This is a genomic window from Paenibacillus sp. LjRoot56 (assembly GCF_964253335.1).
GTDB lineage: Bacteria > Bacillota > Bacilli > Paenibacillales > NBRC-103111 > Paenibacillus_E > Paenibacillus_E allorhizoplanae.
The window spans coordinates 1,272,238-1,290,474 of record NZ_CAXURV020000004.1; the positions used below are offsets into that span (position 1 = coordinate 1,272,238).

The following is an 18,237-nucleotide window of genomic DNA, read 5'->3' on the forward strand; positions in this document are numbered from 1 at the left end:
CATTATATCATACATTTTATTCCATTAATCTGACCATTACTTGTTGAAAAAAGGCAACCAATCCACTTGGATTGGCTGCCTCTTCATTTAGCTATTGATCTCTCATTTCCCGATACATATTCAAAAAAGTCGAAGTCAGCATACAGGCGGGTTCCTCGCAAATCCTGTGCGCAAAGCCCAACGAAAGCGCCAGTAAAGGATAATTTGCGCTGATAACTGTCCGCAAGATTGCCGGAGTACAACGTCGGACCAATAGGTTGCCACGACTGACCGTCAGTACTGTAAGAGAATTGAATCTTATCGAAATTCATTGCTGCTTTCAGATAGATGCGCTCACCTTCAGGAATCGCCACATAAACGTCCAATTCATCATACTGCCCCTGATCGCTTACGATAATCGCTAGATGCTTGCCGAGCTGCTCATCATGGGAAATGCGCAGATAATAATGATCGGACTCATCATAATAGAGGACAAGTCCAGCCATTTGGGTAAAAGATACCGGTTCGAATGCCACGCATGTCACCATCTCGCACTGGAATCTTTGAATACGTCGTGCCACAAGGCTTTGGTTGTGCAAGGAGGTTAACGACTCTCGTCCCTTTAATCGTAAGAAACCGGGACGCTCCGATAAGCTTAACCATGACTCGTCAGCCGGAACCCGAAGTGTGTGCCAATGCACGCTGAGACTGGTTGAATCGAAATCATCCCGAACCGGATCTGGCGCAAACGGATACGGCGTGAGCTCCGTCTCCGGAATATGCAGCTGCGGCTGCTTTCCGCCTGAGGCGAGCTTCAACCATCCGTCCGATGTCCATACTACTTTTTGCAGGGAGGTTTCTCGCCCTAATGGACTGAGCTTGTTCCCATCTTGAAGAGGACGCGAACAAATGAATACCATGTACCAGTCACCCAACTGCGTTTCCACCAAAGAACCGTGACCCGCATTTTGTAATGGATGCTCAGGCGTATTTCTTGTTGTAATAATCGGGTATTCCGGATCAACTTCATAGGGACCGTCTATGGTAGTCGAACGCATAAGGGTGGCGGCGTGCATCGGCCCGGTTCCACCTTCTGCCACCAGTAAATAGTAGTAGCCATCCTTCTTATATACCATCGGACCTTCCGTAACACCCAAATCTGTCCCTTGCGTGACCAGCTTTATCTCGCCAATCAGCTTGCCTTCAACAGAACAGAATTCCTGCATAATGATTCCGGCGAATCTACTTTTGTTTTTGCGAAAATCCCACTGCATATTAAACAAATACTTGCGGCCATCCGTGTCGTGGAACAAAAAGTGGTCGAAACCGCTAGAATTCAGATAGATCGGCTCAGACCATGGTCCTTCAATCGAAGGTGCTGTCACGATATAGTTGTGCAGATCCTTATAAACCCCTTTTCGACCAACCACATTCGTAAAGCACAAATAGAATGTACCATCGGAGTAGCTTAAGGATGGCGCCCAAATACCGCCTGAGCTTGGTACACCTCGCAGATCAAGTTGACTTACCCGATCTAGCGGACGTGTCAACGGCCTCCAGTTCATTAAATCTTTGGAATGATGAATCAGTACACCAGGAAACCATTCGAAGGTAGATGTTGCAATATAATAGTCATCTTCAACCCGAATGATCGATGCATCCGGGTTGAAGCCGCGTAGAATTGGATTTTCAATCATGCTGTCGTGCTCCCCTTTACCACAAATACAAATCGTTCCCTTTAATCTTGAATACCGCTTCCATGAAATAATAATCGCCATAAATGATCGCATGATGATGATTTGCCGAATGATAAGAGCCAGAACCGTATTGAACCAAACTATCACTACTAGTTGTCCAATCGATTCGTGAATCCAACGATCTAAGCAACTTCACCGCAGCACCAAGATATAGATCCTTTTCATACTCCCCTACGACTTTCGCAATTTCAATCAGACCACACGCCGCAATCGCTGCAGCTGTATCATCCTCACGTTTAGGTTCTTTCGGCTGCCGGAAATCAACCGGAATCACGCCATCCGCAGGAATGTTCGCGATAAAATAGTTGGCAATCCGCTTCGCGGTTTGCAAATACTCATCCTTTTGTGTATGAATATAGCTCATCATGTACCCATATAGTGCCCAAGTCTGTCCTCTCGTCCAGGAGGAGCCTTCTTCATAGCCTTGGCCACCATACGTTCGAACCACTCCGCCTTCAAAAGGATCGAATTCCACAATATGATTGACAGAACCATCCGGTCGAACGAATGCTGTCATCCCCGTATCGGCATGCTTCATCGCAATTTGTTTGAACCGTGGGTCACCAGTTTCTTCAGAAGCCCAGTATAACAACGGGATATTGAACATGCAGTCGATAATGGCCCAGCCTCTTGTATCGGAGCCTTCTAAATCATTCCAAGCGCGAATGAATCCTCCTGCTAAATTAAAGCGTCCTGCTAACAGATTAGCTGCATGAAGCGCTCTTTTGCGAGATTCCGGATTCTGCGTTACTTTATAATTCGCCACACTTGTCGGCAACCACATAAAGCCAACATCATGATGCAAGCCGTAAAATTCATCAAAACATCGATCTAATTCTTTTTCGGAAATTTGCGCGATGTCTTTATATTTCTCGTTGCCGGTTTCGTGATGCATAAGCCACATCATGCCGCCCCAAAAGCCATTCGTCCACCAATTAATTCCATCTGTTTCAGTACTTGTTGGGTTATCCACGATGCGATTATCATGTGTGCCATTAATGGTCGTGAACGGAATTTTATGTTTGGACTTTTCGCTGACCCAGTCCATTTTCAATGAAATTCTATCAATCACTTCATTTAACCATTGTTGATCCTGCCCTTTTAACATGCGTATCTACCCACTTTCCCCATTATATTTTTCATTTTAAAAAACCTCCCTACCCGCCCTGATAGTTGATAGAGAGGTTTCCCATGTGTCGCGACCTCTTGACGATTAGCCTTTGGTTGCACCCGCGGCAATCCCTTTGACAAAGTATTTCTGCAGCGCGATGAACGCGATTAAGACAGGGATAATTGAAATCGCTGTACCTGCGAATACCATATCCCACTGGGAAGCATATTCGCCGACGAAGCCGAAAATTTCAACAATCATCGTTTTAGGCTTATCCGAAGGCAGCACCAAGCTTGGCATCAGGAAGTCGTTCCAAATGCCGAGACCGTTAAGCACAACCAAGCTCGCTGTACACGGCCCAAGCAGAGGGAACACGATCCGCCAGAAAATGCCGTATTTGGAGCAACCGTCGATTTCAGCAGCTTCCTCAATTTCACGCGGCACTCCTTTGAGAAAGCTTGTATAAAGCAGCACGCCGAATCCTACCGAACCGGAGATGTAGATGAGAATCGGCCCACTCAAGCTACCATAGAAGCCCATCATTTTCATCTCTTTGAACAAAGGAATCATATAGACTTGAAAGGGAATCATCATGCCCGCAAGAAAGTAGATATAGACCATATTCGTCCATCTTTTATTCGTCCGCTCAATCGCGTAAGCAGCCATTGGGATGATCGCAATCATCGCGATAATCGAGCTCAGTGTCAAAATAATCGAGTTGACCATCGCTCTTGGGAAATCTGTTTTGGTCCACAGATAGACGAAGCTGTCCACATACCAGCTGGTTGGGAACGAGATCGCATCCCGCATAATCGCACCGTTGCTTTTAAATGCGGAAATCAAGCTGAAGTAAATCGGGAAGAAGAAGATAATGGCAAGGACGAGTGTCAGTGCAAAGAGTAGAATCTCTAGTAGGCTTTTCTGTTTTCTCATCTTATAACTGCACCTCCCTGCTGCGAAGCAGCTTAATTTGAATCAGTGATACGATTAGGATCAAAATAAAGAGGATAAGTGATAGCGCCGTACCGAAGCCTTGCCGCAGCTCTCCAAACCCGACTTTATAAATAATGTACGTCAGTGTTTCAGTAGCAAAACCAGGTCCACCGTCCGTCATGACGGCAATCTGATCGAATATTTTGAGGGACGCAATCATCGATAACATCATGCACACTGTAAAGGCGCCTGCCAGCAGAGGGAACGTGATGTGGCGGAATTGCTGCCAGCGGTTCGCTCCATCAATACTTGCGGCTTCTGACAACTCTGGCGGAATGCCTTGCAGACCGGCCAAATAAATAATCATATAATAGCCGGCACCTTTCCATACAGTTGCAAAAATGATAGCGATCAATGCGTAATCCGGATTTCCAAGCCAATCAATCTTCAAGAAGGAAAGATGTAGTTTATCGAGCAATTGCGTAACTACACCGAAGTTGTAATTCAGAATAATTGTCCAGACAAATCCCATAACAATCCCACTAAGAAGCGTCGGGAAGTAAAAAATACTGCGAAACAAGTTGCGGAACCATCTCACCTGATCGACCAGCATCGCCAGTAGCAAGGCAACGGCATTTTCAATCACAACTAAGACTACAGACAAAATCAATGTATTTCTCAGTGCATTATGCACACGCTCGCTGTGCCACATCTCTACGAAGTTATCAAAGCCAATAAAGCGAATATCTGGACTAACGCCATCCCAGGAAGTAAAACTAAGGTAGATACTGCTCGCTGTCGGTACCATGACGAACAAGGTATAGAGAATTAGTGCTGGAATAAGAAACACGACGGAAAAGGTTAGCCATTTTCTTTTTCTCTTAATAGGCTGTATGGTGTACATTCTCTTATGCCTCCTATTGGATTTTGAAGGCAGTAGCAGGAAAACCTCCGCAAGTGACGCAGAGGTTCTCCGTTTGCAGCCTTTGTATGTCTTATTTTTTCATTGCCTTCACTTCAGTGTCCCACTCAGCATCCGCTTTTTTCAAGTAGTCAGCACTGAAATCACCTTTTACTAACCAATCTTGAACGGATTTGTAGAACCAGTTACGGAATTGCGGCGGGATTTGATTAGCTCCCCAGAAGTTATTAATTTGAAGCGATTTTTTAACGTTCGGATCTGCCATCATCGTCAGAACTTCTTGCAATTGAGGGGAAGCTTCATAGTTCATTTTTTCTTTTGTCGAAGGGATTGCGCTTGCTATTTTCAAATATTTTGGATATTGCTCTTTGCTGAAGAAGAATTTAATGAAATCTGAGATTGCAGCTGTTTTGTCTGCGTCTTTCGCAGCATTAGCTGATAGAGACCAACCTGCTGGTTGAGCAAGACCAACAACGTTTACGCCCCCTTTTTGATCCGGTACAGGGTACCAACCGAAATCAAATTTCGGGTCCGCTTGTGCGATCGTTGGGAACATCCAAGGACCAGAGAACAAGCTTGCTGCTTTACCAGTTACGAGCATGGAAGCCGTTTGATTATCAGCCGTACTCATGTAACCTTTGTCCACGTAACCTTTGGTGAACAGATCAGTCATCAGTTGCATCGCTTTCGCAGGACCAGCATCTGTAAAGCTCACTTTACCTTCAGAACGCTTGGAGTTCCAATCTGCATCACCCACGAAAACTTCGTCGATCAAGAATTTATTGACCCAGAAGCCCCAGTGGAAAATATCTTTACCACCGACTACGATCGGTGAAATGCCTTTTGCTTTCAGTTTTTCTTGAGCTACGATGAAATCTGCATATGTTTTAGGCTCTTCTGTAATGCCTGCATCTGCATAAGCTTTCTTGCTGTAAATAATCCCTTGGGGTGCAGGTAGCGAGATTGGCGCATTATAAACCTTACCATTTACTTGTGGCACACTTTCAAACAAACCTTGTAGATCTTTGGGAAGTTCAGCCAACTTGCCGGCGTCTGCGAACAATTGTGTATCACGCATTTCCACAAGATCTGGGAATTCGCCAACTGCATCTTTCGTTTTCAAAAAGTCTAGGTAAGCAGCTGTCGTTGTTTCACTCAAATCTTTGATCTTAACATTCGGGTTTGCTTTCGTGTATGCAGCAATGGCATCCGCTACTGCTTGTTTGGTTGCTGGATCACCAGTTGCATAAATGACACTGAATGTTACGTCTTTCTTCGGAGCCGTCGTCGCTGCAGCTGTGCCAGCTGGAGCGGCGCTTGAAGTTGAAGTTGCGGAATCACTGTTGTTACCGCAGCCTGCCAATATGAGTGCTAATGCTGTCGATCCTACGAGTACTTTGGAAAATGTTTTAACCATGGTTGAAAGTAACCTCCCTTTAATATCTAGCTTCTTGTGAACAACTCAAGCTGTGTGCTTCGACTCATCAGGTACTGTTCTGTTCCTTGATTTAAGACTAACATACGCCCAAATCGTTTAGAATGAAGTTTTTTAAGCTCGATATGCATGAATTTAAGAAGATGTGATCGCATGCTTTGGAGATAATCGACATGAAAAAACAGCTTTCGCCAACGCTTCAAAACGAAGCTAAGCAGAAGCTGTTCCCCAGAACAATTAAAATTCCTAACTAGTTCCCCTTGATTTGACTCTTATATTCTTGCGGAAGCTTGCCATAACTTTTCTTGAACATGTCGCTAAATTGCCTTGGATTATGATAACCCACCTGCTCTGCAATTTCATAAACGAGCAGATCTGTTTGCAAGAGAAGTCGGACTGCATTTTTCATCCGGATGTTCGTGACGTACTGCTTAAAATTCTCATGCGTGTGCTTTTTAAAGAAACTGCTAAAATAATATGGATTCATAAACACTTGGGAAGCCATGCTTTCCAGTGTGATATTTTCGCTATAATGCTCCTCAATGTATTCCTTAATAATCTTCATCTGCTGCGCTTCGCGGCTGCCGCCAGCTGTGCTTACTTGTTCCAGTATGTCCAAAATACGATCTGTTATGAAATCTGTAAGATCACGATATCGATAGAATTGATACATCCGCTGTTGCCAATCTTTCCGCTGCTCAGGTGACACCTGAAGGTCAATCCCGACAGCCGACATCTCCTCCATTAAGTCCGTTAACATAGCATATAGGAGTAATACAGCCGATTCTTTGCGACCATTGGCGCTGGTTGTAACATGCTCATAAAAGCTGACCAGCAACTCCTGCACTTGCTGCTTTTCCTTCGCAATGACCGCTTTAATCACGGCATGCTTGGCTTCTGCTAGAAACTGATCCCCGCCGCCACGGCGCTCCTCCTGTGACCAAGACAGAATCGTCCCTTCCTTTTCAAAAAAGCTATAATTCATCATCTCAATGGCCGATGTATAGGATTGCCTTAGGTCCTGCAGGCTGAGGGCCGGCCTACCGATACAAATCGTCACATGAATTTTAAGGTAATATAAAATCTTATTCCGCATTTCGCTCGCAAGACGCTGCAAATCATCCTCTATGCGCATGTGGTTCACGATAACGCATAAATTTTCGCCTTTTCGAATGACAAGACCGCTGCCATATAGCTGGATCAGCTCATCTACCAGATTGGATACCGCAAACACTATTAGACGCTTCTCATGCTCTCCCCATCTGCCATCCTGTAATTGTACATGAGCAAGCTCCACATACAGGACGCTGAAACACGAGCCCGTAAACTGCATGTTCAAAGCCTGAAGTTTACGCTGAGCTTCCTCCCACCGAATATCCCCTTGGGTAAGTCTGTCAAATAGCTCCTCGAGCTGCGTCTTCTTATCTTTTTGTTCATAAACGGCCAGCTTACCTTTGGAGGATTGATCTTCATTCGCTTCCTTCAGCTGCGTCATGGCTTTGCCTACCGCCTCGAGTAGCAGGCTTTTCTCGATTGGCTTCACCAAGTAATCAACCGCACCGAAGGCTAACGCATCCTTCGCATAAGAAAACTCCTGATACGCACTGACGAAAATTATTTTCGTATGCAACTGCCGCCGTTGTACTTCCTTGATCACATCAATGCCCGAACCGTCTGGCATGCTAATATCCGTGATAACAAGATCAGGCAACTTTTCTTCGATTTGCTCCATAAGACTTCTTCCGGTCATCGCTTCACCGACAATCGTAATGCCTAGCTCTTCCCATGGAATGAGCTTTTTTAACCCCTTGATAATGATCGGTTCATCATCAGCTAGAATGGCGTTCAACACGGACGCTCACCTCTTTCGTTAACGGAATGACTAGACGGACGGTCGTACCAATATGTTGGCTGCTGTTGATCTCTACGCCATAACCGTGCCCATACAGTCCCACGATGCGTTCATGGACATTAATTAGCCCTATACTGCTCCCTATATCTAGCGAGCTGCCCTGTGCCAACTTTAGACGAACCCGTTCAAGTGTTTCTTCACTCATCCCTACACCATCGTCGTCCACTGTAATACCAAGCAGGTTATCCGTCAGTTTTTCAATTGAAATGCGGATCGTGCCTTTCCCTGACTTTGGCATAATACCATGATAAATAGCATTTTCGACGATCGGCTGCAGGGACAGCTTCGGAATCGCACAGTCCATTAAGTCCGCATCGAACCGGAAGTCTAAACCTAGCCTATGCTCGCCGTACCTGATCACCATCAATTGAAAGTATTGCTCCACATTGGTCTTCTCTGACTTGATTGTAACGGTTTCCTCACCGTAATCGAGTACATACTTGAGCTGGTGGGATAATGACAAAATCATATCGCCCACCTCATTCGCATCTTCCGCAACAGCGCTCATCCGAATCACTTCGAGCGTATTGTACAAATAATGCGGCCTAATTTGGCTTTTCAATGCGTTCAGTTCAGCTTGCTTCTGTTTAATCTGCGCAACATACACGACGTCAATGTATTCCTTCAGCCGCCCCACCATTTTATTAAAGCCATGCGAAAGAAGCCCCAACTCATCCGCTGTCTTCACGGTTACATTCGTATCGAAATTACCGGATTCCACCTTCGCCATTTCTCGCGTAATACTACGAATCGGATTAGAAAAGCGATTCGAGAACCAAACTGCTACGACAATCAACGAAACGATACACAGGCCAATGACAATCGTAATCGTCCGTATGAGCTGTTCGACCTTGAGAAACAGTTCTTTTTTATAAAACTCACCGACAATTTGGATGTTATTCTCTGCTGTTGCCTGTTGCAGATGTAAGAAATCATCCGACGTATTGGCATGGAAAACCGTACCGATTAGCTCTAATTGATTGCTGTATAAGATAATCCCCTGATTATCTACGACATAGACAGTATCTTGTTTATTCAGGACCATCTGTTTAAAAATCTCAGTAAACACACCAAGTCCCACGTCCATGTAAAATGTACCGACAATATCACCTTCAACCTTGGATGAGCCCAGGACATCCGTAAGGTTGCGGCCAAACGTCATCACTGGATCCGTAGCCCCAAGAAAATAATCCTGTTTGTGCGTCGGAAAAAAGCTGAGTCCATTGCGATTGAGCTTCGTCTGCTCTTTCCATTCGACCTTTGGATATGGATATTGGTAATCCAGAGCAACATTGTTCTTAGATAGGCTTTCAAAAGTCCCGTTCGGCAGAACAAAAAAGACACTTTGCAGATTACGTTCCGTATATAACACCGTTTGCAAGAAATCGTTAATTGTCATCGTTAATCTGATGTCTTTTTCCTTGCTTTGCGCTGCAATGGCTTGTCCCAATTGGCCATAGAGCCCGCCAACCCCGTAGGAATACATAAGCTTCGAAATGTTATTGTACTTAACGAACATATCATCCACATTGCGACTCGCAAATAACAGCATTTGCTCATAGTTATTCGTCGCATAACGCTCCATGAAGCCGCTGAACGTCTGCAGGGAAATATAACTAAGAATGAGCAACGGAATGAGTCCTACCGAAATGAAAGAAAGTGTAAATTTGGCAAAAATGCTTTTGTGCAGCCGAAAAGGATTCGATGCCATCTGTGAGCCGCCTCATTCTTTTGATTTAGAGTAAGTCTATTTTAACAGAATTCGCACGTGATACTACCGTTGAAATTTAATCTGGATGTGCGCTTTTTTAAGAAGTACCAAAAACAACGACACCCTTGCGGATTTCGTTGTCGGAAGATGCCATTCTTATACTTTTATCGGATCAGTAGGAAAATAAACCGTATATGTCTCATCTTTCATCTCATATAGAGGAATAAAACGTATTCCCTTGTCTTGCCCCTTCGTTCGATAGTAGCCGACATTCCACCAACTGTGATTTCGCTCACGATCGGCTACGAGCATTGTTTCTGGCAAACTAGGATTCCCAACCAATCTATGTTCACGCTCAATCAACCCCGCCAATACGATTGGCCCATCCATAAAAGCTACCATATCTTCTGCGCCAGGAAGTGGCTCGGTTGTCAATGACTTAGGAAACTCGATCTGTACGATATCTCCATTGCTCCATGTTTTACGAATTTCGATGAATGATTGTGGTCTTACTGGATCACTCAATCGGACGCCATTCACGTAAATAATAGGCTCATCTTTCACCCATCTTGGTACTCTAAGTTTTAAAGTAAATTCCGCAGGATTGTCACAATTGATGGTCAAATTATAGATAAATCGGTCTGGCCGATGCCCAGGAATAGGTGGCATATCAATTTTCGTTATAGCAGTCATCCCCGTAACATTCCAATTATTCAATGGATAGACACCATATTGCCCGTCCTGTTTAAGACTAATGGCAACGGTACGATTATCTATCTTTAGATTTATTTCAGCTGGAAACCACTGACATACCGCTACGCCATCCTTCTCCTCCATAAAAATCTGCTGTTCATAAGTGGCATTCGCTTGAACTAGCGTACCATGGCAGCACCAAAAATGCTGTGTAGCGGATCCCCACTTCTTATGACTCCCTGCACCGATTCCCAGAAAATAAGAAATCATGCCTGTCTCTCCATGCTGATGAGCAAGAACTCCGTTATAAAACCTTCTCTCCCAATAGTCAGCGTATTCTGGTTCTCCCGTCCATCTGAGCAGCACATGAGCAAGTCGCATCATGTTGTAATTGACACAATGTTCCTGACCTACGCCCATCCTTTCCGCCATTTGCCCCGAGGGTACCCATAATTCACCATCATCGCCAGCGCCAGTGCAATAGTATCCTCTATTGGTAACCGCACATTTCCAAAACGCTTCTACGACTTCTCTAAACCGAACTTCCCCCGTCACCTCCCACGCTCTAGCGGCTCCCAAAATTTCAGGAATCTGCGTATTGGCATGTTTATTCGTCAGTACATCTTGTCCCGTCAACAAAGCATCAAAAAAACGACGGCGATCGTATCGATGGATTAATTCGAGATGTGTCTCATCCTGAGTTACTTCATAAAGATTTGCCCATACTTCCAACATCCCACCCGTTTCTAAATCAAGGAGATCATCCATTTGTTCTCGACTAAACTGCCCCGTCCAGCGGTAGAACCAAGAAGCTAAACCGCGCATTAGGTCGAGCGCTTGTTTATTTTGACCAACTGCATACATGTCGTAAAGCCCCATCAAAAGCTTATGAATCGTATAGTGCGGAGCCCACACATACTTTCCTTTGGCTATTCTGTTCATGTAAGACTCAGGGAATGCGGCAAGCCATTCTCCTCCATTCGCCTCCTGACAGCGAGCCAACTCTTGGACAATGAAATCCGCCTTTGCCTTAACTAACCTATCTTCCGTTTGTGCATATATACTTGCTGCCGCAGATAACCAATGCCCCATCATATGGCCTCGCAACTCACAAGTCGGTGATTCCCATCCCCAATGCCAGTGCTCGGGTCCGTCCATACTCGTCGTGGTTGCACTAGTGGTTCCGCCATTTCCACTGTAACTCCATAATCCAGCTTCCAAATAGAAAGTACGAAGTAAATTTTCATTTGTTAAGCTTATGACATACTTCTTATTGAGCTCGAAGCGTGCTGTAAGCGGCCCTGCTGACAATTTTACTCGTCCTGCTTGATATTCTTTCATACTGATTGATCTCATATTAATACCTCCATTTTTTTATATTTTTATTTATTATAGAACTTTGCTATGATTGATAAAAATACACAAATCATGTAATTACATATACTTTTTTTGGGTAAATACTGTATCCATATACGAAAGGAGGTCTGCAAGATCGATTCGTTCGTTTATTTAACAGGTAACCGGTTCCCCATGGTACGAGATTTAGGCTGGAACCAGGTAGATACCGTTTATACCCATCACGATCGCATATTGGACTTCGACGTTTTTGTATTTGTTACGAATGGCCGAATGCAGGTCGTTGAGGGGACCACGGAATATATCATTCAGGAGAAGGAGCATCTATTTTTAAAAAAAGGACTTCATCATTGGGGACGCCCTGAAACACTACCAGGAACATCTTGGTTCTGGGTGCACTTTAATTCACCTGAATATGACTCCCCTTCCTATAAAGAGCACACTCCCTTACCTGAAATCGATTTCTTTTATCCCGATCATTATGCCTACAGATTCCCAATGCCAAAGCATGGAACTTCACCCTTCCATCGAACTTTAGAAAATAAATTACAACTGCTAGTGGCGGACTTTGGGAAGCCAACAGAGCATGGTATGGTTCAACTCAGCATTCAAGTGTATCAGCTGTTTCTACAGCTTCATAAATCGATGAAAGAACATAGCCATTCAACAAGAAACTCAGGAAAAGGGGAAACTGTTGCAGGGCGAGTGATGACTTTTCTTATGCAGCATACAGACGAGGACTTTGATTCTGAGAAACTAAGCAACCATTTGAATTTAAACTATAGTTACATATCCGCAACCTTTAAAACGCAAACAGGGCTTAGCGTAATTGAAACGCATACGAAATTAAGAATAAACAAAGCGATGGATTGGATGCGAAGCACATCTCTCAATGTATCTGAGATTAGTGAGAAACTAGGATATAAGAATCCTTATTATTTCAGCCGAGTGTTTAAAAAAGTGATAGGGGAATCTCCCTCTGCTTATATGAGTCATTTCTATAAATCTTAGACAAGTAATTCTCCCCTGCAATAGTCAATTAAAAATGCCTAGTTCTGATACTTATCAGACTAGGCATTCTCTTGTTTCCAAGGAATCAATTGGATGAAGTGAGGCAGCATAACGGCTGGCTGTTCTGCCGGAAGCGAAATGCTTATGTGGAGCTATACTCACAGAATAGTTACAACAGCGATTCGGCGCCGTCCATGAACAGTTCAGTCCCGGAAATGTGGTTAGAAGCGTCTGAGGCAAGGAAAGCTACCAGATTGGCAACTTGCTCAGGCTGTCCAGGCGCATGTTCCAATGGCTGGTTTCCCTCTGGGTACTCGATCGGAATTTTAATTTTCTCGAGCTCCGCCGTCGGCTTCGTATTTTCTCCAATATTGGTCTTAATGGAGCCCGGACAGATGGCATTGACGCGTATTTTGTACTGGGCTAATTCTAACGCGGCCATTTTTGCAAATGCAACTTGCCCTGCCTTTGATGAGCTATAGGCCGTCATACCGAACCCTGAGAAGGTGCGACTTCCGTTAATGGAACTCGTGATCACTATGCTGCCCCCAATTTCTTTCATATGAGGTATCGCATGTTTTACACAAAGGAACGTCCCTTTTAGATTGACGGAAAGCGTACGATCCCAATCCTCTGACTTCATGTCTTCGATTGGCGCCAACACCCCATTGATGCCGGCATTGGCAAAGACAAAGTTTATCCGCCCCCAGGTTTTTGCAGTTTGCTCGAACGCCTCTTCAACTTGGGTCGGATCGGAGATGTCGATTTCGACCGTCATAGCCTGGCCGCCTGCTGATTCGATCTCTTGTTTCGTCTGCTTTAGCCGGTCGTTCTTCAGATCCACAAGGCATACTTTCATTCCTTGCTGCGCTAGCAGCAAGGCGGCTGCTCGTCCAATGCCGGAACCCGCTCCGGTAATCAATGCAACCCTGTCCTTTAAATCCGGTAGTACCATCAAAGACTTCTGTCCTGTTTGCACGGTTAATGTTCACCCCTAACCTGTAATGGTAGACTGCATTCAATTCCTCATGGTTTAGCTTCGTACTAAAATTACTATACCCATGCCCCGCATCATCCAAACTCAATAGATAGATGGCCTCCGAAACTTTTCCTATATTTTATAAGGCAAGATGGAACACTTTGGGCATGGGGAGCCAATAATTTCGGACAGGTAAACGACAACATCAATATCCCTCAATATAGTCCGGTCAACGTTTCATTTCCGAAACCAGCGTGGATGATTAATCTTCCAAAAAGTTAAATTTTCAATCAAACTCTCTAATTTCCCACCAATCAATCCGGCATAGAAATTACCCATCAGCAGGCCTCTCTTCCTAGAGGTCTGCTCTTTCATTCCTAATTGGTTGGATATATCGATTGCTGATTGGATGGTTACATAGCATCGATGAACTGATACTATGATTTTGATAGTATGGTTTTGAAAAACGTAAAGGAGTGAAGCTATATGTCGTTATATTTTTACTATATTATATTTGCTGCTATTTTAATTACCGGTGGAGTAGCAACAATAGCGATCGGACACTCTAATTCAAATAAAGAAGGTAATCCGGGATATGATCGCCAAACAAAAAGCATATTTGTTAATCTTACTCTTTATTATGCGGTTATCATCCCTCTAGGATTGTTAGCTTTGATCGTTTATATTGTCAAATAACAAAGAACCTTAGTTCAGTGAATCACTGTGCTAAGGTTCTTTCATTTCTATTTACTTCTATACAAAATGGTTGATTAGAAAGAAAAAGAAGCCTGAAAAAATTGAAAGAAAAAATATGATTGTTAATGGGAGAAGTCCATCCAATTTCTGCTCGTAATTGTTGCTATGTGATTTATTCATTCTTATTCTCTCCTTTTTTCACGAGATTATTATATTGTTTCTGACCTTATTACATTCAATTTCACGTTCATCTTCACGAATGAGACGAGCCCCGCCTATAGCGATAATCAAAGGACTTGATACAAGTGCACTACAAAGCATAATAAAAGATATCAAAGCCGCCACTGGTCCATCTCCTTCCCACAAGTTTTAATATCAAGCAACTTATTAACTATGATAAATTTGAAGAGGACGAATGTAACCAACCAATTACTCATTATTAATGCCATCCAATATGGATGAAATCCATGTTCACAGAATGCTACATGTTATCGTCGAAAAAAACGATTAATTTTCATAGATAAGTGGTATTATAAATGTAAAATTTGTCTAGTTTGATCTCATACTCAAGGGGATTTTTAAGATGTGGAAACCTGATCGCAATAGTAAAAAAACGCTATATGAGCAAATTGCCGACTATCTCGAGCAAAGAATTTCATATGGGGAGTTTCCTCCGGGCAGTTTGCTTCCCCCCGAACGAAAACTTGCTGAACAATTTGATGTGAACCGCAGCACTGTCATTTCGGCATTCGCAGAACTGCGATCTATGGGGATTATCGAGAGCCGCATTGGCAGCGGAACTCGAGTAAGTACATCCAAATGGGGGGCAACTCCAAAACATACACCAAACTGGAGTCGGTTTGCCGAAGGAGGAAGCTTTCTTCCTAACCTGCCCTTTTTACGGAGGATCCGCGAAGCGCTAACTCACAATCCAACATTAATCGATTTTGCGAGCGGTGAACTATCGGCTGATTTGGCTCCTACAAATGAAATTGCTGTACTCATGGGTAAAAACGCATACACATCCTATTTGGGGTACGTTAACCCTCAAGGTGCAACGCCATTAAGAGAGGCTTTAGTCGATTATCTAAACAATTACCGCGGAATACGGACAACTGAATCCTCCATTCTTGTCACATCGGGCTCTCAGCAATCATTATTTTTAATTACACAATGTCTTCTGTCTCCAGGTGACGCAGTTGCCATAGAAGATCCTTCCTACTGCTATTCGCTGCCCATGTTTCAATCAGCTGGCCTTCGCTTGTTCCGCCTACCCGTCGATAAGCATGGTGTACAGCCAGAAGATATTCGCACTTTATACAAAAAACACCGTATTAAGATGGTGTTCTTGAATCCGAATTATCAGAACCCAACTGGAGCGCTACTAAGTGAAGAAAGACGCAAACGTCTTCTTGATATCATTAGTGAATTGGGAATTCCTGTTGTGGAAGACGATCCATATAGCTTAACTTCCTATGATGGAATCCCTCCTTTGTCGCTCAAATCCATGGATACGACGGGTTCTGTTCTGTATATTGGCTCATTCTCCAAGATAGCAGCTTCAGGCTTACGTATAGGATGGATGGTAGCACCTCGTTCCATTGTGGAACGGCTAGCCGATGCTAGGCAACAGATGGATTTTGGATTAAGCATCATTCCACAGCAAGTTGCGGGACAATTTTTACAGTCAGATTATTTGGGTCCTCATTTGGAACGTTTGCGCATTCAGCTTCAATTTAAACGTGATTTACTCATCGAATCTTTAGAAAAGGAACTTTCAGGTCTAATCGAGTACGTGGTGCCGGCAGGAGGCATTCATTTTTGGTGTAAATTGATTCCGAGTATTCCGGACGGTATATTGTTAGAAGAATCCATTAAGAAAGGAATCGTAATGGTACCTGGGAGTGTTTATGGTTCCGATTCGGGATATGTGCGATTTACATTCGCAAGGGCGAAGTCAGAGGAGATTGCATTGGGGATATCCAGATTTGCTGAGGCACTGCGTGGGCTGATTGAATGAAGATATAATTTACTGTTTTTGGGACAACGTTTGAAAAGTCCTCCGTTTGAATAAAAAATGCCTAGCTCTGATTAGTCAGACTAGGCATTTATATATATTACTCAGGTAATATTCGGTACGAGTTTAAGCATTTTTATATTTCCCCGGCGTAATACCTTCCATCTTCTTAAATATGCGTCCAAAGGTTGTCACATCGCTGTATCCAACATCCCTTCCCTTCAACAGCTGAATGCTGTAAAGGGCAGCCTTGCTCCCTCAGCGATCTTGTAGCGCTTCCTATTTATTTGCCATCCTCACTGATTCTCGAACTACTGTTATTTCATTAATAATTAAAAAACGGAGCCCGCAAACTCGCGGCACTCCGTTTATGTTGTTTCTGAATTATTTAGAATTATGTCCCGTAGCCGAAAACGTTCACCACTCTACAAAGTCTCCGTATTGAGCGTAAATCCTTCAATCACGACGTCTTCATCAATTTCAATCAAAATACATCGTTTCCCCTGATAATTCACCTGTTTCACGTATTTTAAATCTTGCGGACTGACTGTAATCGTGGCTACCTTCGTATCAATCTTAATCGATTTCGATGTGAACTTCGGAAGGACGCTGCTCGCTTTGATTTCATAGTTTTTGTCGTCGACGATGTTTTGGAATGCTCGTTCCACCTTTTCCATCGTCACGTTTTCTACGCCACTCGTCGACAGCATGCGTTCCACATCTTTATAATCCAACTTCGGAGGCTCTTCCTCCTCGTTGGACTCGATGACCCTATGAATTTCCTCGTATACATGAGCGATCGTAGAGGCATCAAGTTGATCGCCCGCCACTTCTTTCACAATGTCTTCAAAAATGGCTCTCTCTTCTAACGCTGTCACGGTCTTCTCGGCATTTAAGACTTGCTCGATGAAATGCCAATTCGGTTCATGCGCTCTCCCCGAGCAATACACAATGCGATTCACGTCGGAATAATTGTCCGTCACACTAGGGTAGAAAAAACCTTGTTCCGGCGTATTCAGTTTGATAATGGGATCTACGAAGACATTATACTTATATTCCCTCTCCACATAGTCGAACATGAGCGTTTTCTTTTGTTGTTCCGTCGAATTCACACTGCACAGAATGAATAGATTCGCGAACATCTCGTTCTTTTCGCTTTCCATGGCATCTTCGTTCCTACTCTTAGTCGGCCGTGAATATTGTCCGCGAACGAAAGTGATCACTGTGTCCTGCTCGTATTGGGTATCCACCAACATTTTCTCTACTAACAAAAGCATCAGATCTTGCCATTCTTCCGCATTACCAGTCACTAAACCTTGATGGAGAAGCACCTGTGTAGGCTGCTCCGCTTCCTCCTGAAACTTTAACTCATACATCTTCTGATCTAATTCGCCGGTCAGCAGTTTTTTGAAATTGAGCATATATAGTTCCTGCTTCTCCCTGTCCACTAAGGCAAAAGATTGACGCTCATAATGGTAGATCTCGTTGGTTTCCTTCATGATATACACGTTTAAAATCTCGTGAATTTTAAGCATTTCGTTATCCAATTTAAAGTGCTTGCGAATATGTGCGATTTCTTTTTTTATCATGGTCCGTCAGACTCCTAAGAAGTGAATTGGCCTTACTAGAAAAATTAATGGCACTGAACAATTGTAAAACTCACATCACAACAAAAGCCCTTCATGAGAAGGGCCTCCACCGTTACTTCCCTTTATTTCTGAACAC

14 protein-coding genes are annotated in these 18,237 nt (G+C 43.7%); 4 read left to right on the forward strand and 10 right to left on the reverse strand.

The annotated features are described in order from the left end of the window. Positions 1-83: 83 nt before the first annotated feature. The 8 genes from ACSQ8O_RS31490 to ACSQ8O_RS31525 all read right to left on the reverse strand — a co-directional run bounded on the left by ACSQ8O_RS31490 (position 84) and on the right by ACSQ8O_RS31525 (position 11,809). The gene (locus tag ACSQ8O_RS31490) at positions 84-1,676 is read right to left on the reverse strand and encodes a glycoside hydrolase family 43 protein (RefSeq protein WP_436244859.1); all 1,593 of its coding nucleotides are present in this window, start codon (positions 1,674-1,676) and stop codon (positions 84-86) included. A 16-nt stretch (positions 1,677-1,692) separates the two neighbouring features. Next, entirely contained in the window at positions 1,693-2,844 is a 1,152-nt protein-coding gene (locus ACSQ8O_RS31495) for a glycoside hydrolase family 88 protein (RefSeq protein ID WP_436244860.1), read from the reverse strand. 105 nt (positions 2,845-2,949) lie between these two features. Next, positions 2,950-3,780: a carbohydrate ABC transporter permease gene (locus tag ACSQ8O_RS31500; RefSeq protein WP_436244861.1), complete on the reverse strand. Its 831-nt coding sequence runs from the start codon at positions 3,778-3,780 to the stop codon at positions 2,950-2,952. A gap of 1 nt (position 3,781) precedes the next feature. Continuing rightward, positions 3,782-4,684, reverse strand: a complete 903-nt coding sequence (locus ACSQ8O_RS31505; protein ID WP_436244862.1) for a carbohydrate ABC transporter permease — start codon at positions 4,682-4,684, stop codon at positions 3,782-3,784. Between the two features lie 91 nt (positions 4,685-4,775). Beyond that, on the reverse strand, positions 4,776-6,119 hold the full coding sequence (locus ACSQ8O_RS31510) for an ABC transporter substrate-binding protein (RefSeq protein ID WP_436244863.1): 1,344 nt from the start codon (positions 6,117-6,119) through the stop codon (positions 4,776-4,778). A 268-nt stretch (positions 6,120-6,387) separates the two neighbouring features. Next, the gene (locus ACSQ8O_RS31515) at positions 6,388-7,989 is read right to left on the reverse strand and encodes a response regulator (protein WP_436244864.1); all 1,602 of its coding nucleotides are present in this window, start codon (positions 7,987-7,989) and stop codon (positions 6,388-6,390) included. Further along, complete coding sequence (locus tag ACSQ8O_RS31520) at positions 7,967-9,760, reverse strand: cache domain-containing sensor histidine kinase (protein WP_436244865.1); 1,794 nt, start codon at positions 9,758-9,760, stop codon at positions 7,967-7,969. Before ACSQ8O_RS31520 ends, ACSQ8O_RS31515 begins: the two co-directional genes overlap by 23 nt. Positions 9,761-9,916: 156 nt before the next feature. After that, positions 9,917-11,809: a beta-L-arabinofuranosidase domain-containing protein gene (locus tag ACSQ8O_RS31525; protein ID WP_436244866.1), complete on the reverse strand. Its 1,893-nt coding sequence runs from the start codon at positions 11,807-11,809 to the stop codon at positions 9,917-9,919. A gap of 273 nt (positions 11,810-12,082) precedes the next feature. On the opposite strand from ACSQ8O_RS31525, the gene ACSQ8O_RS31530 reads away from it, so the two are divergent. Continuing rightward, entirely contained in the window at positions 12,083-12,820 is a 738-nt protein-coding gene (locus ACSQ8O_RS31530) for a helix-turn-helix domain-containing protein (protein ID WP_436244867.1), read from the forward strand. A 169-nt stretch (positions 12,821-12,989) separates the two neighbouring features. Here ACSQ8O_RS31530 and ACSQ8O_RS31535 read toward each other — a convergent pair whose 3' ends face one another. Then, entirely contained in the window at positions 12,990-13,775 is a 786-nt protein-coding gene (locus tag ACSQ8O_RS31535; protein WP_436244987.1) for an SDR family oxidoreductase, read from the reverse strand. Positions 13,776-13,904: 129 nt separating this feature from the next. Here ACSQ8O_RS31535 and ACSQ8O_RS31540 point away from each other — a divergent pair, with 129 nt between their 5' ends. The 3 genes from ACSQ8O_RS31540 (at position 13,905) to ACSQ8O_RS31550 (ending at position 16,515) form a co-directional block, all read left to right on the forward strand. Next, the gene (locus ACSQ8O_RS31540; RefSeq protein WP_436244988.1) at positions 13,905-14,081 is read left to right on the forward strand and encodes a hypothetical protein; all 177 of its coding nucleotides are present in this window, start codon (positions 13,905-13,907) and stop codon (positions 14,079-14,081) included. A 204-nt stretch (positions 14,082-14,285) separates the two neighbouring features. After that, on the forward strand, positions 14,286-14,495 hold the full coding sequence (locus tag ACSQ8O_RS31545) for a hypothetical protein (RefSeq protein ID WP_436244868.1): 210 nt from the start codon (positions 14,286-14,288) through the stop codon (positions 14,493-14,495). Between the two features lie 583 nt (positions 14,496-15,078). Further along, positions 15,079-16,515, forward strand: coding sequence for a PLP-dependent aminotransferase family protein (locus ACSQ8O_RS31550; protein ID WP_436244869.1), 1,437 nt, complete (start codon positions 15,079-15,081; stop codon positions 16,513-16,515). Positions 16,516-16,937: 422 nt separating this feature from the next. Here ACSQ8O_RS31550 and ACSQ8O_RS31555 read toward each other — a convergent pair whose 3' ends face one another. Then, positions 16,938-18,101 (reverse strand): DUF4317 domain-containing protein, encoded by a 1,164-nt coding sequence (locus ACSQ8O_RS31555; protein WP_436244870.1) that lies wholly within the window; start codon positions 18,099-18,101, stop codon positions 16,938-16,940. Positions 18,102-18,237: the final 136 nt, after the last annotated feature.